General features: G+C 46.1%; 21 protein-coding genes and 1 CRISPR repeat array. Of the genes, 6 read left to right on the top strand and 15 right to left on the bottom strand.

Annotated elements, in window-relative coordinates:
- Positions 1 to 39: 39 nt before the first annotated feature.
- From A3CY_RS20220 to A3CY_RS0104375, 7 genes are read right to left on the bottom strand one after another with little or no spacing between them, the layout of a single operon-like run.
- On the bottom strand, positions 40 to 936 hold the full coding sequence (locus tag A3CY_RS20220) for a hypothetical protein (RefSeq protein WP_018336694.1): 897 nt from the start codon (positions 934 to 936) through the stop codon (positions 40 to 42).
- A gap of 18 nt (positions 937 to 954) precedes the next feature.
- Positions 955 to 2,178, bottom strand: coding sequence for a porin family protein (locus A3CY_RS0104400; protein WP_026207296.1), 1,224 nt, complete (start codon positions 2,176 to 2,178; stop codon positions 955 to 957).
- A 15-nt stretch (positions 2,179 to 2,193) separates the two neighbouring features.
- The gene (locus A3CY_RS0104395; RefSeq protein WP_018336692.1) at positions 2,194 to 3,726 is read right to left on the bottom strand and encodes a M14 family metallopeptidase; all 1,533 of its coding nucleotides are present in this window, start codon (positions 3,724 to 3,726) and stop codon (positions 2,194 to 2,196) included.
- Between the two features lie 21 nt (positions 3,727 to 3,747).
- Positions 3,748 to 5,094: a porin gene (locus tag A3CY_RS0104390; RefSeq protein ID WP_018336691.1), complete on the bottom strand. Its 1,347-nt coding sequence runs from the start codon at positions 5,092 to 5,094 to the stop codon at positions 3,748 to 3,750.
- Positions 5,095 to 5,108: 14 nt separating this feature from the next.
- Positions 5,109 to 6,260: a beta-aspartyl-peptidase gene (iadA, locus tag A3CY_RS0104385; RefSeq protein ID WP_018336690.1), complete on the bottom strand. Its 1,152-nt coding sequence runs from the start codon at positions 6,258 to 6,260 to the stop codon at positions 5,109 to 5,111.
- A gap of 3 nt (positions 6,261 to 6,263) precedes the next feature.
- The gene (dcuC, locus tag A3CY_RS0104380) at positions 6,264 to 7,637 is read right to left on the bottom strand and encodes a C4-dicarboxylate transporter DcuC (protein WP_018336689.1); all 1,374 of its coding nucleotides are present in this window, start codon (positions 7,635 to 7,637) and stop codon (positions 6,264 to 6,266) included.
- 7 nt (positions 7,638 to 7,644) lie between these two features.
- Complete coding sequence (locus A3CY_RS0104375) at positions 7,645 to 9,027, bottom strand: leucine-rich repeat domain-containing protein (RefSeq protein WP_018336688.1); 1,383 nt, start codon at positions 9,025 to 9,027, stop codon at positions 7,645 to 7,647.
- A 238-nt stretch (positions 9,028 to 9,265) separates the two neighbouring features.
- On the opposite strand from A3CY_RS0104375, the gene A3CY_RS21865 reads away from it, so the two are divergent.
- On the top strand, positions 9,266 to 10,048 hold the full coding sequence (locus A3CY_RS21865) for a DUF1573 domain-containing protein (protein WP_018336686.1): 783 nt from the start codon (positions 9,266 to 9,268) through the stop codon (positions 10,046 to 10,048).
- A 65-nt stretch (positions 10,049 to 10,113) separates the two neighbouring features.
- A CRISPR array of direct repeats spans positions 10,114 to 10,604; the repeat unit is 30 nt; unit sequence ATTTCAATTCAACCACCTTTGTTCTATTAC.
- Positions 10,605 to 10,983: 379 nt separating this feature from the next.
- Here A3CY_RS21865 and A3CY_RS22850 read toward each other — a convergent pair.
- From A3CY_RS22850 to A3CY_RS0104335, 5 genes are read right to left on the bottom strand one after another with little or no spacing between them, the layout of a single operon-like run.
- On the bottom strand, positions 10,984 to 11,148 hold the full coding sequence (locus A3CY_RS22850) for a hypothetical protein (RefSeq protein WP_155828177.1): 165 nt from the start codon (positions 11,146 to 11,148) through the stop codon (positions 10,984 to 10,986).
- Positions 11,149 to 11,161: 13 nt separating this feature from the next.
- Positions 11,162 to 11,800 carry a DUF6266 family protein gene (locus tag A3CY_RS0104350; protein WP_018336683.1) on the bottom strand — a complete coding sequence of 213 codons (639 nt, stop codon included), beginning with the start codon at positions 11,798 to 11,800 and terminating at the stop codon, positions 11,162 to 11,164.
- A gap of 12 nt (positions 11,801 to 11,812) precedes the next feature.
- Positions 11,813 to 12,403: an N-acetylmuramoyl-L-alanine amidase gene (locus A3CY_RS20210; RefSeq protein ID WP_018336682.1), complete on the bottom strand. Its 591-nt coding sequence runs from the start codon at positions 12,401 to 12,403 to the stop codon at positions 11,813 to 11,815.
- 2 nt (positions 12,404 to 12,405) lie between these two features.
- Entirely contained in the window at positions 12,406 to 12,777 is a 372-nt protein-coding gene (locus tag A3CY_RS0104340; RefSeq protein WP_018336681.1) for a 3TM-type holin, read from the bottom strand.
- Complete coding sequence (locus tag A3CY_RS0104335) at positions 12,774 to 13,058, bottom strand: helix-turn-helix domain-containing protein (protein WP_040371258.1); 285 nt, start codon at positions 13,056 to 13,058, stop codon at positions 12,774 to 12,776. The genes A3CY_RS0104340 and A3CY_RS0104335 overlap by 4 nt, the downstream gene beginning before the upstream one ends.
- Before the next feature lie 134 nt (positions 13,059 to 13,192).
- Here A3CY_RS0104335 and A3CY_RS0104330 point away from each other — a divergent pair, with 134 nt between their 5' ends.
- Genes A3CY_RS0104330 through A3CY_RS0104310 form a run of 5 tightly spaced genes read left to right on the top strand, consistent with a single transcriptional unit; the run spans position 13,193 to position 15,340 of the window.
- Positions 13,193 to 13,975 carry a HipA family kinase gene (locus A3CY_RS0104330; protein ID WP_018336679.1) on the top strand — a complete coding sequence of 261 codons (783 nt, stop codon included), beginning with the start codon at positions 13,193 to 13,195 and terminating at the stop codon, positions 13,973 to 13,975.
- Positions 13,953 to 14,336: a DUF3037 domain-containing protein gene (locus A3CY_RS0104325; RefSeq protein WP_018336678.1), complete on the top strand. Its 384-nt coding sequence runs from the start codon at positions 13,953 to 13,955 to the stop codon at positions 14,334 to 14,336. Before A3CY_RS0104330 ends, A3CY_RS0104325 begins: the two co-directional genes overlap by 23 nt.
- Before the next feature lie 60 nt (positions 14,337 to 14,396).
- The gene (locus A3CY_RS0104320; RefSeq protein ID WP_018336677.1) at positions 14,397 to 14,909 is read left to right on the top strand and encodes a HigA family addiction module antitoxin; all 513 of its coding nucleotides are present in this window, start codon (positions 14,397 to 14,399) and stop codon (positions 14,907 to 14,909) included.
- Positions 14,890 to 15,054 (top strand): nucleotidyl transferase AbiEii/AbiGii toxin family protein, encoded by a 165-nt coding sequence (locus tag A3CY_RS23240; RefSeq protein WP_231932385.1) that lies wholly within the window; start codon positions 14,890 to 14,892, stop codon positions 15,052 to 15,054. Before A3CY_RS0104320 ends, A3CY_RS23240 begins: the two co-directional genes overlap by 20 nt.
- Positions 15,047 to 15,340 carry a hypothetical protein gene (locus A3CY_RS0104310; RefSeq protein WP_026207293.1) on the top strand — a complete coding sequence of 98 codons (294 nt, stop codon included), beginning with the start codon at positions 15,047 to 15,049 and terminating at the stop codon, positions 15,338 to 15,340. Before A3CY_RS23240 ends, A3CY_RS0104310 begins: the two co-directional genes overlap by 8 nt.
- Positions 15,341 to 15,514: 174 nt before the next feature.
- Here A3CY_RS0104310 and A3CY_RS20205 read toward each other — a convergent pair whose 3' ends face one another.
- The 3 genes from A3CY_RS20205 to A3CY_RS0104295 are packed head-to-tail and all read right to left on the bottom strand — an operon-like array spanning position 15,515 to position 17,161.
- On the bottom strand, positions 15,515 to 15,799 hold the full coding sequence (locus A3CY_RS20205) for a helix-turn-helix domain-containing protein (RefSeq protein ID WP_018336676.1): 285 nt from the start codon (positions 15,797 to 15,799) through the stop codon (positions 15,515 to 15,517).
- A gap of 37 nt (positions 15,800 to 15,836) precedes the next feature.
- On the bottom strand, positions 15,837 to 16,535 hold the full coding sequence (locus A3CY_RS0104300) for a hypothetical protein (protein ID WP_018336675.1): 699 nt from the start codon (positions 16,533 to 16,535) through the stop codon (positions 15,837 to 15,839).
- Positions 16,532 to 17,161, bottom strand: coding sequence for a DUF6266 family protein (locus tag A3CY_RS0104295; protein ID WP_018336674.1), 630 nt, complete (start codon positions 17,159 to 17,161; stop codon positions 16,532 to 16,534). The genes A3CY_RS0104300 and A3CY_RS0104295 overlap by 4 nt, the downstream gene beginning before the upstream one ends.
- Between the last annotated feature and the right edge of the window lie 6 nt (positions 17,162 to 17,167).

Raw genomic sequence — 17,167 nt, 5'->3', positions numbered from 1 at the left:
GTGCTATAAGAACTTGTGAACCTTACAAATTTATAAATTTTACAGACTCAAATAGTCTGCTGTTTCCACCATCATTGCCTCGAAATCGTGTGCCACACCTTTCACGATTACTTTTTTCCAGTTGAAAATCATCGAATTGGTTTGACTGGTTTGTTGGCTTTGGATGTAATAATATTCACCTCGGGCATAACGATATAATCCTTGTGCGTCAGCTTCCGGGGTGTGACGCAGGGAACTGTCGTTCGGGTCGGTATCCTTATCCCCTAGAGCCACGATCAGGTTGGAACTGAACAAATGTGTCAGGGTTGGCTTGTCCGAAAAACCGGAATTCTTCAACCCGTAGGGGTATTCAATTTGCGTGTCGGGCACGGTGTACCAGCCGGAATTTGCTGCGATGGCTTTGTCCAGACGCGTGTTTTGTTTGAAGGTGACAAAGCGATGCACGAATTGTGCCCCGGCAGAGTGACCGAACATACTGTACAGCGTGGACTGGTTGTCGGTTTCTTCTTTCACGTAGTCGAAAATAGCCTCGATCACGGAGTAAGACCATTGTTCTTCCGGAAGGGCTTTGTTATTCTTGAACATATTTCCCTCGATATATTCACTTGTGGAATAGTAAGCGGAAGGAAATTCCAACGCCAGTGCAATCACTTTCCGGTCGTCAAAATGTTTCATCCAGGCTGCCAGATAGTCATTGGCATTTCGGGTTGTGCCCGGCAGGATAAACACGATGGGCATTTTCTTGATGTCCCCTTCCGGGATATAGAAGTGAATGTCTATCGGCTTGTCCTTTAACGGGGTGTACCCCGTGTAAGTCACTATCCCGTGTCCCGTACCCAATTGATTCAGTACGGGATCGTCCTCATCGCTTTTCCACTCGCAACTGGCGAGGGTGAAACCGAAAAGTAGAAGTAATATGGATATTTTTAAATTCATGGCACGTCTTGTTTCAGATTAAAATATGATTTGTAATGACAGCTCCGCGCTCAATTTCTCGTTTGCCTTCTTCAGGTTCGGGTTTTTCAGGTAAGTGAAAGAACCTTGGCACATCAGGCGGTTGTCAATGAAATATTTGGCAACGCTCACGGCGTATTCGTCGGTTTCAAGGAACACGGATTTTGCGGTTTCCTTGAATTCCGGTTTTACTTTGCTATAACGCGCATCGAAAGCCCAACCGTTTTTCAGAATGTAACCCACTTGCACGTTGTACCCGTTGCCGATGCTTAGGTAATTGGCTATCTCTTCCGGTTGGAGAGGAAGATCACCTGTCGATTTGGTATAAATGCCTTTCAGGTCGGTTCCCGAAGTATTCACGTATTCAGCCATCACGCTCAAACCTTGCCATTTGAATAACAAATCGGCAGCGATCTTGCGGAGTGCCGGGAGTTGCGTGTTCCCGTCCTTGTCGTAGAGGATAAAATCCCCGTGTCCTTCTCCTACACTGTTGCTTGCCCCGTCATTGTAGCTCATGGCTCCCCCGATCAACAGTTTCGGGGTTGCTTCCCGTGCGAAGTCTGCACCCACGGCGTCGTTGCCCGATTTGAATTCACCCAAGGGGAGTACATCTAAACGTCCCCCGTATTTTAAACCGCCCATGTCCACGTCGATAGAGCTGGAACCGAACGAGTTTCTGCCGTCGCCCGTGGTGATCGCGATAGAAGGTTTCAGACCTACTTTCCCGATATGGAACCTGCTCTCGAAGAAAAGCCCGAGTTCACGTCCCGTGCCTGAAAAATATTGGCTCACGATGCTTCGTTCTGCCATGCTCAATCCCTTCTCGTGCATCATCATCTCCCGGTTGTTCGTGAAGGTTTGTTTCTGTCCGGCGCTGATCGTCAGATAGTCCTTCAAATTGTAAGCCGCCCAGGCATCCATCAGCGGGTTGGAATCCGCGAAATTCAATTCCAACATAAAGGTAAACTTGTTGTACAAAGCACCTCCCTTGAACCCGAAGAAGGCATTCTTCACGCCGAAGACCGATTCGTCCTCGCCGTCTTTTTCATTGCGGTAAGCCCCGTAGACCTGAATAAACCCGTTCAGGTTAAAATTGTACTCGCCGTTATTCAAATTGATGTCCAATCCTTTGCCCAATTCAAATTTGGCTGTGTTCTTATTATCCTGTGCAACTGCTGCGGTCACTGATAATAACGTTATGATAGTTATAAATAATGTTTTCATATTGCTGTTATTCCCTTATTTTTCACTGTTCATTTTCCGGTAGACCGGTAATTCCTCTCCTTGCTTTGTTTCGTAAACCCGATAGTTGATAAAACCGTTCGGGGCTTCCGGTTCGAGAACCGAGGCTGCCACGTTGCCGTTCTTCTGGTTCATGGGAACCACGAACGAGCCGACAGGGAAGGTTACTTGTTTGGCGGTAACACTTGTTTTCACCTTCACGGGGTAAAATTTCTCGAATAGCGTGTATTCTGCCTTGTGCGAGTCTACCGTGTAGGCTTCCACTTCGACGGTAACGGGGGCGGTCAACGTTTCTACCGTTACTCCCAGTTGTTTGAGTTTATTGGCAATCTCCGGGTGTGAAGACGAAATATAATAAGCTGCCGGACGTTTCCGGGTGAGGGTAGGAGTGGATTCCAACGACAAGTTGGCATTTACTTCCAGTTCCACGATTTTGTTCGTGTTCATGCTGATAAACGGAAGTACATAGTCGTCCACGGTCTTGGCTTTGCTGGTAACCACGATGTCATTTTTCGTGCGGGCTGCCTGTGCTGTGGTGCTCATCACCTCGTCGAAGTTGTCGTATGCCGTTTTCAAGTAAGACTCTGCCAGCGTGAAGGCGGTGTACACTCTGCGTTTCAAGGACGTCTTACCGATTTTGACTCCTCGCAATTCCATTAATATGGCAACAGAATTGCCTAGGGAGAAGGCGTTTGCTGTTGAACGGGGATTGATACCGCCCACGTTGAAGATCACTTCGCCGAATTTCTTCGAGGTGGTGAAATAATCGTGGTGGCGCAGTCCGTTGTGGTCAAGTGCCTCGCGGGCATTTCCTACAAATTTCTTGGCGGTAAGGTCACGCAATTCTTGCGGTACATTCAGGTTACCCGTGTACAGGAACATGGCGTCGAACGAATTGGTGATGTTATCCGTGCTGATTAGCGTGTAGTCGGCACGCAGGGGCTGGAACTCGTGGAAATCGATCACGACTTGCGGACTGTAATTGTTGTAGAATGTCCGTAGAACCACGGCTTCCGGTGTTTCGAGTTTGCTTTGATCCCGGTTCAGGTCTAACGTGTTGGCGGTAGCCCGTTCCAGACGATTGCCCCCGTCGATGTTAACCATCGGGATAATCGTGATTTCCAGGCGTTGCAACAAGTAAGCCAAGTCCGGGTCGTTCAACAGGCGTTCCATCGTGTAGAGCATACTCTCGGTACTACCCGGTTCGTCGCCGTGTACCCGTCCGAGAAACAGTACTCTCATTTTCGTGTTTCTGGTCTTACCGGCTATCGTTACGGCAGGAATCTCTTTGCCCTCTTGTGTCTTGCCGATAAAATTCAAAGTTGCTTTGTCGGGGTGTTGGCTCACGAGCTGGCGGATGTATGCCATCATCTCGTTGTAAGTCGTGAACTTTCTTCCTTTCTGGAACCACGGCGTCTGAATATCCATCTCGGGGTCAGGGAAATACTTTTTGGCAACCTTGGCAGGCTGTTGTGCCCAAAGCGAGCCGACTTGCACGAGAATCAATAATGTCAATAAATATCTTATCATCGTATTCATCTTTTGCGGTTATTAGAATGAGAATTGAATCATGGCTTGGAAAAGGGTTTCGTTCCCCTCGGTCACCACGCTGTTCACGTTTTTACTGCCCGGTTCGGCATCCACGAATACGACGGAGGCTTGTACCTTCACGGCGTATGATTTCGTCAGGTATTTGCCGACGCCGATTTCATAAAAGTTATTCCGGTTGAAATAAAGTTCGTTATGCAGGAACGAATCTTTTGCCGGGTCGAAATGCGTGTAACGGGCATCGATGGAGAGGCGGTTGGGGAACATATATCCGGCTTGGATATTGTACCCGGAACCCAGCATCATACGAGCCTTTACGTATTTTTTCATGTCGCCGCTGAAGTCTGTCGAGGTCGTCCCGTCGTTTCTGACCCGCTGCGTGATTTCACTTGGCACGTGTGCCCAGGTTTTCACGTATTCCCCCAGCACGGAGAATCCCATGTATTTGAAGTGGAAGTCTGCCACGAATTTGATGTAATCCGGCAATGCTTCCTTGTTCTCGTCGTTCAGGTAGAGGATGGAACCGCTTTCCCGTCCCCTCCGGTCACTGATCCCGACATTGTAACTGAAAGCCGTACCGATAGAGAGTTTCGGGGTGACTTCCCTTGCCATATCCCCGCCCCGGCTTTCCCCGTAAGCACGGAATAACCCGAAGGGCAGATAGTTGACACGGGCACCGTATTTGAATCCCCCGTGGCGGCGGGTAAAGGTGGCACTGCCGTCCCCGTCCGTGATGGTGACCGAGGGGCGTATGTATCCCGTGTGTCCTACACGGAAGGAACCGTCCACGAAAATACCCACTTCCCGGATAGAACCGAAATAGGAAGATAGTTTACTGCGATCTACTAACTGTAACGTGTTTGAGGTCATGCCCAGTTCCCGGTTGTCGGTCGGGGTTGATTTCTGACCGAAAGTCAAGGTCAATCCTTTCACGGGTTTATAGGAAATAAAAGCATCCAGCAACATTCCGCTCAATTCGCCGTCGCCGCCGTTGGCTTGCGCGAAGTCGGTCTGTAAACGGTAACCTATTTTACCGCCCCAGGCATCACCTGACAGGCGAAGGCGTAACCGCCTCATGCGGAAACGGGAATAGAATTGATCGTCCCCCTCGTATTTCCGGGTTTCAAACGTGGTCTGGATAAATCCCCGCAGGTTGATATTGTACCCGCCGTCCGGTGCGGAGAAAGTGATCCCGTCACCCAGGCGGTATTTATTCACGATGATTTTAGCTGCATCGGAATCTGCCGTTACGGCTTCCGAGTCATCGTCGTCCGTTTCTACCTCTTGGGAGAGAACCGGAAAACATAACCCCAGCATGAACAGCATAAATATGAACTTATATTTTTTCATCTTTTCGTTTCAAGTTAAAGTGTTTCAAAATTTCCCACCTTTACCAACTGTCCCCGGCGCATCCATTCCACACCACCCACGATCACGCTTTGCAGGTTCAGTTCGTCGTCGAATAAGCAGAAATCGGCATCGCAGTCCGGGGCGATACGTCCTTTCGTGCGTAAGGTCATGTTCTTAGCCGGATTCGTTGTCACGGGACGCAGGGCGTCTTCCAACGGTAGCCCGCCCTCCTTTACCAGTTTTTGTACTTGTTGCAGGTTCAGGTGTAACGGGGCTTTGTAGAACACGAGTTCTCCCGTCGCCGGGTCTTTCTTGCTCATGCCGGCATTACCGTCGCTGCTGAATGTCATCCGGTCGATAGGTACTCCTTTTTCCAACCCGTATAACAAAATCTTGTAAGGTTCGTCGTATTTCGTTCCTCCCGTCGTGATGTCGATCATGCCTCCCAGGATGGCAAACTTGATGGCTTCCTCGAATAAGGCAGCCGTTCTGCCCACGTGGGTAGGGGAGATATGTTTGATGAGGGTAGGATATTCCCGTGCGATTTCCAACAAGAGTTGCATCCGGGAAGGCAACGCCCCGAGGTGGATGTGTAAAACTCCGCCTTTACCGGAAGTCAGACCGCCCAAGTGTACCTGGTTGATGAGGTGCAACAGGTCTTCCTTGCCCGGGAAGGAGCAACGTTCGTCACTGATGGCAACCTTGCAACCGATGATCTTGTCGATAAATAACATATCCTCGGTCACGCTCTTCATAATCGTTTTCGGGGGTACGGCGAAATAACTCGTGAGCATATATGCCCCGATGCCGTATTGTTCCAGTGATTTGCATTTGGCGTACAGCGTGGTCAATTCTTTCGTGATCCCGTCGGTTCCCAACAACCCGACCACCGTGGTCGTGCCACAGCGGATCAGTTCGCTCGGTTGTACTTCCGGGGTAATGGAAAAATAACCGCTTTTGCCGCCTGCGCCGATAATGTGCATATGTTGATCGATGAAACCGGGGGTCACGATCATGCCCCCGGCATCGATCTCCGAGTGCTTTACACTCGTCAACTCGATCTTCTCATCCACTATGAGTATTTTCCCGTTACACACGAGAAGATCTTTCATCCCCAGTTTTTCCGGGGCATATATATTCGCGTTTCTTATTATTGTAATATTCATACTTTAACCGATAAAGAAGTGATATGCCAGCATGGCTATCATCGTGACCGATAACGGAATCAGGTTCCGGCGGGCAAGGTCGAAGGACGATACCCCGGCGATTTCCGATATGGCAATGATAACCCCGGCGATAGGTGATGCCGCCCGTCCCATGCTGGAAGCAAGTTGCATCGGTAATATCATGTTTACCCCGTCCAATCCCACTTTGGTCGCGATGGAGGGTACCAGCGGTCCGAACGAAAAGAACGATGCGTTCCCGCTTCCCATCAGCATGGACGCCGCGAAGATAAGCAATGTCATCAGGATGGCTATCCCTGCACCCGAGAAGCCGATGTGTTGCGAGAACATCACCAGCGAATCGATAAAGCCGAGGCTGATTAGTCCTCTGGAGAAGACTTCGGCAGCCACGATCAACGTGATCACGCTGGCAAATACTTTGCCCATCCCGTCCCAGAAGGTTTTGATGGAAGCAAATACATTCTTGAGATTTCTCTGGCGTATCAATTCGAAAATGATCGCGATGAAGAATGACATGAACATCGCTGTCGTCGTGTCAAGTTCTACCGAGAAATTGAACAATTGGATGTATTTCGAGAATACGATCAGGAGGATTAACGGCAATACCGGAAGAATGGCGTAAATCAAGGGTACGTCCACTTTGAAATCTTCCTGCTTGGATTCTTCCTGTTGCTTGTGCAAAGCGTCTTTCTTGTCGTAATAGCGGTTGCTGAAATAATATACCACCATAAGCAGTATTGTCATGGGGATCGTCAGCGGCATCTGGTGCTCGATAAAGTACATCACGTTATTCATCCCCACGAGTTCCGAAGCCCGGGCGGTATTTGCCGAGGCAGGTCCCATGTCGAATACGGTGCACGCCGAGATGACCGATACGGCAGACAGTTTGCTGACACCCAGGCTCACGAGAACCGGGTAAATGGAAGCTACCAGCAGTAGTCCCAATCCTGTTGCCGAGGGGGTACAGATAAACAGCAATTGCCCGATCGGTATCACCAGTGATGCGGCGAGATAGGGGTACTTCCGGAAGATGGACAGCGGTTGCATGGAAACATATACCAGGGCATCGCTTGCCTTGATATGCTTCATGTACGCCACGAATCCTCCGATGGTCATAATCATCAATCCCACGCCCGCACCCTTCTCGCTGAAAATCTCCTGTATCACTTTGAACAAGTCAAATTCTTTCAGTCCAGTGGCATTCTTCAGTTCGGGAATATCGAACCCCAGCAATAAAGCCAAAGTCAACATCGCCAAACCGCTGAAAAGCAACACCGCCTGCGCGTGATACTTCTTGAACAGCCAGTAGGCAGTCAGGGCAATGAATTGAATGGATATAAGTGCTCCTATGTATATCATGATAAAATTATTTAGTAACGCCTTTTAAATCTCCTCCGGCAGTTTCGATTTGGTCGTATAAATCAGCAGGAATAGTTATCGTATTTTTGTTTTTCAAGAAATTAATGCTAGTTAATTTTGTATTTGCCGTCAGGTCTATTGTTGTGAATAGATTGTTTTCAAAATTAATAGCTGTCAATTCTGTGTTTTTACTTAAATCGATGGATGTTAGTTTTTGTGCGTCTGTTGCTTTGGAGCTTGCTTTGCAATTCAGTTCTGTTAATTTCGTATTTTTAGTAACATCCAATGAACTGATTTTATTGTTATTCAAGTCTAATACAGTTAGATTGATGAGTGCCGATACATCGATTTCCGTAATTTCGTTTGTTATCAATTTCAAAGATGTAATTCCGGTAAAGAATTGAATGCCATCTAAATTCGTCAATTTTTCTTTGGCAGTACTTAATCCTGCTTCTTGTAATTCCATCGGAATATCTCCATTTTTTGAAAGGTTTAATGCTCCCGTGTAATTTGCTGCTTTGGTTTTATCTATTTTGTAGGTACTCCCATCCTCGACAATAATATCTGTTCCGTTTAACCTGTAATTTAAATATTCTCCAAGGGCTTTATCGGGTATGACGAACATATTATCTCCCGGATCTACGGGACTTTCCACTTGCAGTCCGGTCGTAGTATTCAAGCGGTCGTAAACTTCCTGCGGAACATACAGTGTGTTGCTGTTGCCTTTGAAGTTTACTCCTTTCAATTTCGTGTTCTGCGATAGGTCGATGCTTTCCAACTCGTGATTTGTCATAGAGATCGTGTCCAAATCAAGGTTGTGAGTAAGATCAATGTTTACGAGTTTGCTATTTTCCGGTGCTGATGCACTACCACTGGCGTTATACAGAAGTGTTTTCAGTTTCGTGTTTTGTGATAAGTCCAACGAACCGATCCAGTTGTTATTCAGGTTCAACGAGGTCAAATTTACTAATTGGCGTAAATCAATAGATGTCAGTTCGTTTGAAGTCAAAATTAATGAGGTGGTTCCCGGGAAATATTGAATGCCGTCCAGGTTGGCAATCTTCTCTTTGGCGGTTACCAATCCGGCAGTTTCCAGTTTGGACGTAAAAGTACCGCTTTTGTTCAGGTTTATTTCTCCCGTGTAATTTTGAGATTCTACCGTGTCGATCACGTAAGAGATGACAGCATTCCCGTTCTCGTTGGATACTTGAGAATAAACCCCGTTAATCTTGAGGTATTTCAAGTATTCCCCGAATGCGTCGTCCTTGATGGAATAGAGATTGCTCCCGTCCACGGGTCCCGTTTCTACCAATGACACGTCGTCCGTCGTGCACGCTTGGAAGGCGAACAGCGTCGAAATTAGTGCAACGAATAAATTCTTTGTTTTCATAGTGGATTAAAATTTATAATTAAAGATTTTGCTTCATTTTACTGCAACAAATTTATCTTGGAAGGATAAACAGAACGGTAAAAAATCCACTAACGAAACCATTAATTATCACTTTTCTTCAATTAATTATGTTGTTTTCGAGGCAAAAATACATTTTCTCCGTAAAATATTTGGGATGCCGAACAAAATTAAAATTTTAATAGTAGCTTTGAATTTCGGAAACGAATTATGATATATCATGAAGAATTTTTGTTGGATTTATATATTGTCTTTTGGGGTTTGTGCTTGCTCCGGGAATAAAGTTCCGGAAGGATTTATCTATCCCGCGGGCGATCTGTTGTTCAATAAAGAGAATATCACGTGGACGACTACTTATATCGGACGGGAATACACGGATACGGTCATGGTATATAATCCCAAGGATAAAGCCATCCGGTTGGAAGGATTGGGTAATTATCCCGAATTGACTTGTCGGAAAATAGGAGGGACTGTTCAGGAATGGCGCTTGGGCGGGTATAGCATCGCTCCCGGCAAAATCGATACCTTGATTGTAACCTTTCAGCCGGAGAACGAGTTGCTTCTAGGAGAATATTATAATGCGTTCCGTTTTATGGTTGACGGGAATGCCGATTACTCTTACGGTCTTGTTGTTGAGTCGGAAGTGAAAGAAAATTTCAACGAATGGAGCGAAAAGGAGAAGGCAAAAACCCCTCGGGTAGAAGTCGATTCTTTGGAATACGATTTCGGTATCATCAAAGAAGGGGAAGAAGTACCTATCGTTGTCCCTATCAGAAATACGGGCGGCACAAACCTCCTCATCCGCAAAATTGAAACCACCTGCGGTTGTACTGCCGTCGTCCCCGGACAACGAGTGATCCTTCCCGGAAAAGCTACCCAGCTTGATGTCGTTTTCCACTCCGCTGGAAGAGTTGGCAAGCAACGCAAACAAATCACTCTTTATTGTAATGATCCCCGCCAGTCTGTCATTCAATTCATCATCAAAGGCGAAGTGCGGGAGTAGGTAGGATTCGATTATTTTGTGCGATTAAAGTTCTTCTTCATGAACCACCTAGTGCGACAATACTATTTTCAATTCAACCACCTTTGTTCTATTACCCATAACCGTTGGGAAAATGGCGACCGGGAACGAAATTTCAATTCAACCACCTTTGTTCTATTACCGTTGAAGACGAGCATCAGGAGAACGAACACCAAAAATTTCAATTCAACCACCTTTGTTCTATTACCGTTTGAAGCTAGCATATTTTCATCGGAAGGAGCCTATTTCAATTCAACCACCTTTGTTCTATTACGGATATTTTCCAGAACGTGCGCTCAATATCAACTTTATTTCAATTCAACCACCTTTGTTCTATTACCATGAATGTATGTTATAATACATTTTATTCCAAAAATTTCAATTCAACCACCTTTGTTCTATTACGTGGACTAGGGAATGGAGTCACTACTTGGACTGACTCATTTCAATTCAACCACCTTTGTTCTATTACTGATTTAACTATAATTGAAAAGGACAGAGTATATTAATTTCAATTCAACCACCTTTGTTCTATTACCCGTTAAAATGAAAAATATAGTAGCATATAAATCACTATCTTACCATCTTAATTTTTCCAAAATCCTACCATGATTTGCGTCGACCCCCAATAATAAGATTTTCCCGGTACTTCGACGACTTATTGAATGTATCTAAATATCAAATTGTAAGCATCTCAAAACTTACCCGAAACAATAAAAATATCCAACAAATTCCCTTCAAAAAATAAGGTCGACTCCATATATTCATTTTCCAACATTTCAAAGAACACCTCCTCTAACAACAAACTACATTCTGCTTGTTACCTCAATCTTCCTTTCCACGATACAGCAAATATAGTTTATTTTAGAAACAAATAAAAGAAAGGGCTAACCTAAAAGCCCTTCCCGAGGATAAACTCACTCCCTTTCCCACCTTCTTCTCAACCAAGCCACTGCCATGGCGCTTAATACTCCTCCCAACAAACTAATCAAATTCGTGAAAAGCGTGTCGGAAAGCTGGCTAAGAAGTGAGTTGAGGCTCATCGTGGATAACGTGCCGATAAAGAAATACATGGTATTCATTTTTCAATGTTGTTTAAAGTGATGGATTTAACGGTAAATACAGCGTGTTCGAGGCGATGCTGCCATTCTTGTTGGTGGCAAAGCAGTAGATGTGGACTTTTTCTGCGTCCCAATCTCCCGGTAAGGTAAAAGAGGTCGAGCCGCTTTCTCCACGGTCACGCAAAGGAACTATTTCCACGGTTCTGCATAATGGTTCGTAGATCACGGCAAAAACGGTGTCCGTGGGAAGACAGAAAGCACCTTGTGTCTGTTCCTGTTGTTCGAAAATGATCTTTCCACTTTCGGTATTCAACGTGGCTTGCACCTTGGGGGTAACCAAAATCCCGGCAGAACACTTCAATTGTTCGTGATGAATGGTTACCTGGTACGCCTCGTCTACTTCCAGGGCTGCCATGTTCTCGCTCGTAAAGGCATTGAAGCGGTTTTTCAACCGATGCTTCACGAAACCTTTTTGCAGGGCAGGGGCAAAGGCTTGGGAGAGTTTCCCGGCTTCCCTCATGCGGGCACGCTGGGCGAGCACGGCAGGAGTTCCGGGATCGTGACGTTGTGTGATTTTGGTTTTCATCACGTTGACGTCGTTGTACTTGCACAGGGTGATGTTCCCTAGTGATTTACGCAGGTTTTTGAAAATGAAAGGGTCAAAAATAGCCATAGGTTTAAAATATTAAAGGTTAGACATGAAAATTTGTTTCCGAACAGCCTCGAAAGGAAAAGCCAGCCCCGGATCTATTTTGCGAGAAGTTATATCTGAATGGCGCAGGAAATATTGTACGGGATAACGGGCAACCAGCAGGCGGCATATTTTGACGAGAGTGTTCAGTTGTGGCTCCGTGTAAGTATGCCAGAACGAGAGCTTGGATTCCCGGTAGTCCGTGTAGACCTCCGAGGGCATGATCTCTTTCCCGAATTCCGTGAAGAATTGGAATCCTCTCCGGTGAAGTTTTCCGGCATTATCCAATTCAATCCCGATAGAATAACGGTTCAGGTTGGTGCGACCTTTATGCGTGCTTTTCCCGGCGTGCCAGGCGATCACGTTAAACGGTACGAGTTGGTATATCTCCCCGCGCCTGCCGATCACGAGGTGTGCCGACACGGGAGTGGCTTTGTTTGCCAGGTAGCGGGCGGATGATTCTGCGCTGCTGCCCCCGGTGGCGTGAATGACGATCGTGTCCGGATGGATGAGGGGTTGCGTGTTTTTGCTGCAAGCCAGGCGGGTGATTTCGTTTCCTTGCAATGTATGTTCAAAGAGAGTCATGATTAATTCTTTTTAGGGTGAAATATATGTCCGGCGATCTTCTCGCCGCTACGACCGATCAAGTATCCACCTAACCCGATTTCCAGCAAATCCCAAAAACGGGAAGTGTCAGCCAATAACGGGAGGTCGGTAAATATCCCGATCAGGATGATAAAGGCAAATGTCAGCATGACCAGGGGACGCCACGAACGTTGCAACCAGTTGCCCCGGGCTTCTTCTCGCAGGACTACGGCTTGCTCGGAAGCGATGCGTTCCTCGAGCGTGTAGATCATTTGGCTTAACTCCGATTCGAGTTGCTTTTTCTGGCGGGAGGGCAAGGTTAGTTTATTAACCACCTCCCCGATGGAATGGACGAAATCGACTACCGGCTTCATAGGCTCTGTGATTTTAGTTTTTCCTCGATTTCCGACCGGCGGAACAGGAGTTTGCCTCCCAGCCTGTATCCCGTGAGCAGCAATTTGTCGCAATAATTGCTCAAGGTACGGGAACTGATTTTCAAGAAACGGCATACCTCCCCGGAATCCAGCCATTCGGTGGAAGGGGCGGAAGTGTAATGTTCCAGTTTTTCCAGCAACAGGTTGACCTTGTCGATCAACGTTCGGTTGTTTTTCAACAACAGCCTCATGTTCTCCTCTGTCATACTTTTTTCTTCCATATCTTCTTGTTTTTTAATTTGTACATACAATATTACTGCTTAAACAAAAAAAGTTAATAGAGTATTTCGTGTGAAATCTTCGGTAAAGTTGTCGTTTATTTATATCTTTGTTTCTGCTTAAATAAAGGAACGATATGGAGTTACGGACTGCAAATGTTACGAGGTACATCATGCCCTTGCGTGAAGGCGGCTCTTTGCCGGCTTTGGCGGAAGCGGACGATGAATTCAAATACGTGGTGAAATTCCGGGGTTCGGGACACGGGGCGAAAGCCTTGATCGCGGAACTGATCGGGGGTGAGGTAGCTCGTGCGTTGGGATTGAGGGTGCCCGAGATCGTGTTCCTCCAACTGGACGAGGCGTTCGGGCAGGCGGAAGGTGACGAGGAGATTCAGGATTTGCTGAAAGCGAGCCGGGGGCTGAACCTAGGGCTGCATTTCTTGTCCGGGGCGTTGGGATTCGATCCCACGGTGAATATAATTGATCCCGAATTGGCGTCGAAAATCGTTTGGTTGGATGCCTTGCTCACGAATATTGACCGTACCATACGGAATACCAATTTGCTGATGTGGCACAAGGAACTTTGGTTGATAGACCACGGTTCATCGCTTTATTTTCATTACTCTTGGGTAAATTGGGAAAAACACGCCTTGAGTCCTTTCGAGCAGGTAAAAGATCATGTCCTGCTGCACCGGGCGAGCCGGTTGGCGGAAGTGGATGCCGGGTTGAAAGCCTTGCTCTCGCCGGAAAAAATACGTGAAATCGTTCATTTGATTCCCGACGAATGGTTGAATTGGGAAGATTTCGGCGTATTGCCGTCGGAGATCAGGGATACTTACGTGCGTTTCCTGACGGAACGGGTAGCACATTCGGAAATATTTATAAAAGAAGCTCAACATGCCAGAGAAATACTTGTATGAATATGCGGTTATCCGGGTAGTGCCCCGGGTGGAACGGGAAGAATTTGTGAACGTGGGTATTATTTTGTTTTCCAAACGGAAAAAATACCTCAAGGCGAAATACGTCCTGCACGGGGATAAGTTGAAAACGCTTTTCCCTGAGGTGGAGGTTGAGGTGATAGAAAATAATCTGCGTATTTTCGATCGTATCTGTTCCGGCGTGAAAGAGGGCGGTCCTATTGCCGAATTTGAAATTCCCGAGCGTTTTCGCTGGCTTACCGCCGTCCGAAGTACTTCTATCCAGACCTCACGTCCTCATCCCGGTTTCTCTGCCGACCTTGACATGACGTTCGAGAAACTGTTTCGGGAATTAGTGTTGTGATTTTTGTTATAAAAATGCAAACAAATTTGTTTGCATTTTCGTATCTTTGTAAAAAGAATTATGGCACATAAAATTGACATATTAAAAGGAATTCATCCGGGAAAGATCATTAGCCGAGATTTAAAAAAGAAAAATCTTAGCCAGCGTTCTTTTGCTGCTTCTATTGGTGTTCATAGTCAGACTCTTAATGCCATAATTAACGGACGGCGGCAACTGACAATTGAATTATCTCTTAAGATAGAACAAGCATTGGGATACGAAGAAGGATTCTTGTATGCCCTTCAGGCGTATTATTTGGTGATAGAATTTAAGAATAAGGAATTAAGTCAATCCGTATCTGGAATTCCCAATATCCGGAAATCTTTGTTTTGGGACATCGATTTTGATTCGATAGACTGGGGTAGATACAAAAAAACTGTAATACAAAGGGTTTTAGAACGAGGAAATGAAGCAGAGAAGAAAGAAATAGCACGTTTCTATAATATAGACGTTACGGAACTTGAAAGTTATAAATCGAGTAATTATTATAGGATTACTAAAACGAAACATTCTAATGACAGCATTACATTATGAAACGGTAAAACCATATTTGAAGGAAATTCTTGATATGTTGATGGCGGAAGAATTGTTTAACCCGTTCCGTTTAGTCGGTGGAACTAATCTCAGTTTGCGGTTTGGTCATCGTATTTCAGAAGATATACAATATACGCATGGCTAGTGTAAGTGATATTGTTGCGATGAAAATGAATGTAGTGTCCCGTGGTGGGCGGAAAAAGGATTTTTGGGATTTACATTTTTTGCTTGATAGATTGGCATTATCTGAAATGTTTGCTTTTCATGAGAAAAGGTATCCGTGGGAACATGAGCCAAAAGAGTTGTTGCGATTGTTCACTGATTTTAGTGTTGCGGATGAATTTCCTGATCCTATATGTTTGCTTGGTAAAAATTGGGATGATATAAAACTTGACCTTATTGAGATTGCTGATGGATATGTGGAAAAATAAGGTTTTCGTGTGAGTGTGTGTCAAAACACACCCATGGGTCCATAAGGTCGAAAAGTCCGTAAAGTCACTAAATATTATAATACAATGATTTAATTGACAATGCCCCCTTTTTTTATCATGTTCACCCCTACGGACCTTATAGACCTTATGGACCAGTTTTAGCACGTATCCTCGTTAAAATTTCTTCGCCTCTAACGTTGCTTCAATGTCCGTTCTGCTGAAAAATATTTTGCCTCCTAAACGCCGGAAGGGGAGGATATTTTTGTTACAATAAACTTGTAACGTTCGGGGGCATATTTTCAGGATGCGGCAGACATCGTTGCCGTCCAACCATTCGGCAGCCGGGGCTATCGTTTGTTGTTCCACCCGGTTGAGCAGTACTTCCACTTGGTTCAATAACGTGTGGTTACACTCCAGTAATACATGGAGTTGGTACTCGATGTTAATCTGTTTTTCCATAATGTTGTAGTTTTGTGGTTAGTGAAAAGGGGTGTCGTTATTTCTTTCTTTGTTCTCGTTCCTCCGCGTAATCGAGGTACTGTTCCCGCAGTTTATCCACGTATTTAAGCGGGTTGTAACGCCCGAGGGATTGGTGTATCCTGTCCTCGAAATTATTGGCGCACTTCCGGTTCATCATAGCCGAGAAGTATATGGCGAATGCTTTCTTCGTGACTCCGGGGGTGATGCCTTTCACCGCACCAGAATGCCAGAGGAAATTGATTAACTCGTTCAAGTCGATCTCGGTGCCTTCAAGCGTGAAATCGGAAGGACAGAAAGAAGTAGTTCCGAGCAGGCTTGCCTTAGTTCGTTCAAAAGACTCTCGTTGCAAGGTGAGAAACCGGTTGATGTATTCCCGGTGGTCGTTTGACAAATCCTGCAAGGATACGACTTCGTTTCCTTTTGTTATCGACAAGTGACGGTGAATGCCGCAAGCTCCTTTTCCCCGGAATAAATTTTCCAGGAGCAAGGAATAGTTGTACACCAGCTTGCGCCAGTGGACGGTGTGTTTTCGGTTGAGGACGATCTCCACGGCAAGGGGCAACAGTTCTATTTCCAGCCCAAGAAGATAAAGCTGGTAATCCGGGAAACTATCAGCACGATTGAACGTAACGGGATGAAGCGGATCGTCGGAGAGCTTCACCCGGGCTTTGCTCAGTTCTGTGACATACCTTTTAATGATTTTGGTGTTCATCATAGTTGAAAATATTTGTCGTTTGAAAATTGGTGAAAGTCCTTGTTGCTGAAAAAGCAATACAGGTGGGAGGGAAGCGATACCCCGTCGGGAAGCCGGAAGGTGAAGGATTCGTCAGCCCTGCAAGCGGGTGTTTCAATAACATGGGGGAAAAATGTGGCGTCTTCTTCTACCAGGATAAGGATTAATCGGTCGGTGTGTGAGGAAGAGGCGGTTTCCGGGTTGCACGTCCAACACAAGGTGAAATTGCTGTCGGATGCGCTTGTCAGGGTCAGATTCTCTGCTTGTTGTAACGTCCCCTCGCTAAAATGTAATTGCGAGTAGTCCCTCACGAAACCATCTCCCCGAAACGCATGAATGTTTCGCTTCACGAACAGGTTGTAACCCGAACGGGGTAACCCGATCGCGGCGGTTCGCCAGACCAGTGGGAGGGGCGAGTCCTTCACTCGTTGGTAGAGGGCGATGACGGCTTGCAATTTTCCCCGTTGATGCAACTGTTCCTCGCTTTGTGCATCATGGTAAATGACGGGGAGCAGCCGGGCAAATTTTTTGCCGTATCGTTCCACGATGGAAACCCCTCCGACCTTGCCGGATAAGGCTTTCACGAAATCAGAATCGATGTCTGCCATAATTTT

Source organism: Butyricimonas synergistica DSM 23225, from assembly GCF_000379665.1.
Taxonomy (GTDB): domain Bacteria; phylum Bacteroidota; class Bacteroidia; order Bacteroidales; family Marinifilaceae; genus Butyricimonas; species Butyricimonas synergistica.
This window is presented reverse-complemented; position numbering and strand designations above follow the sequence as displayed.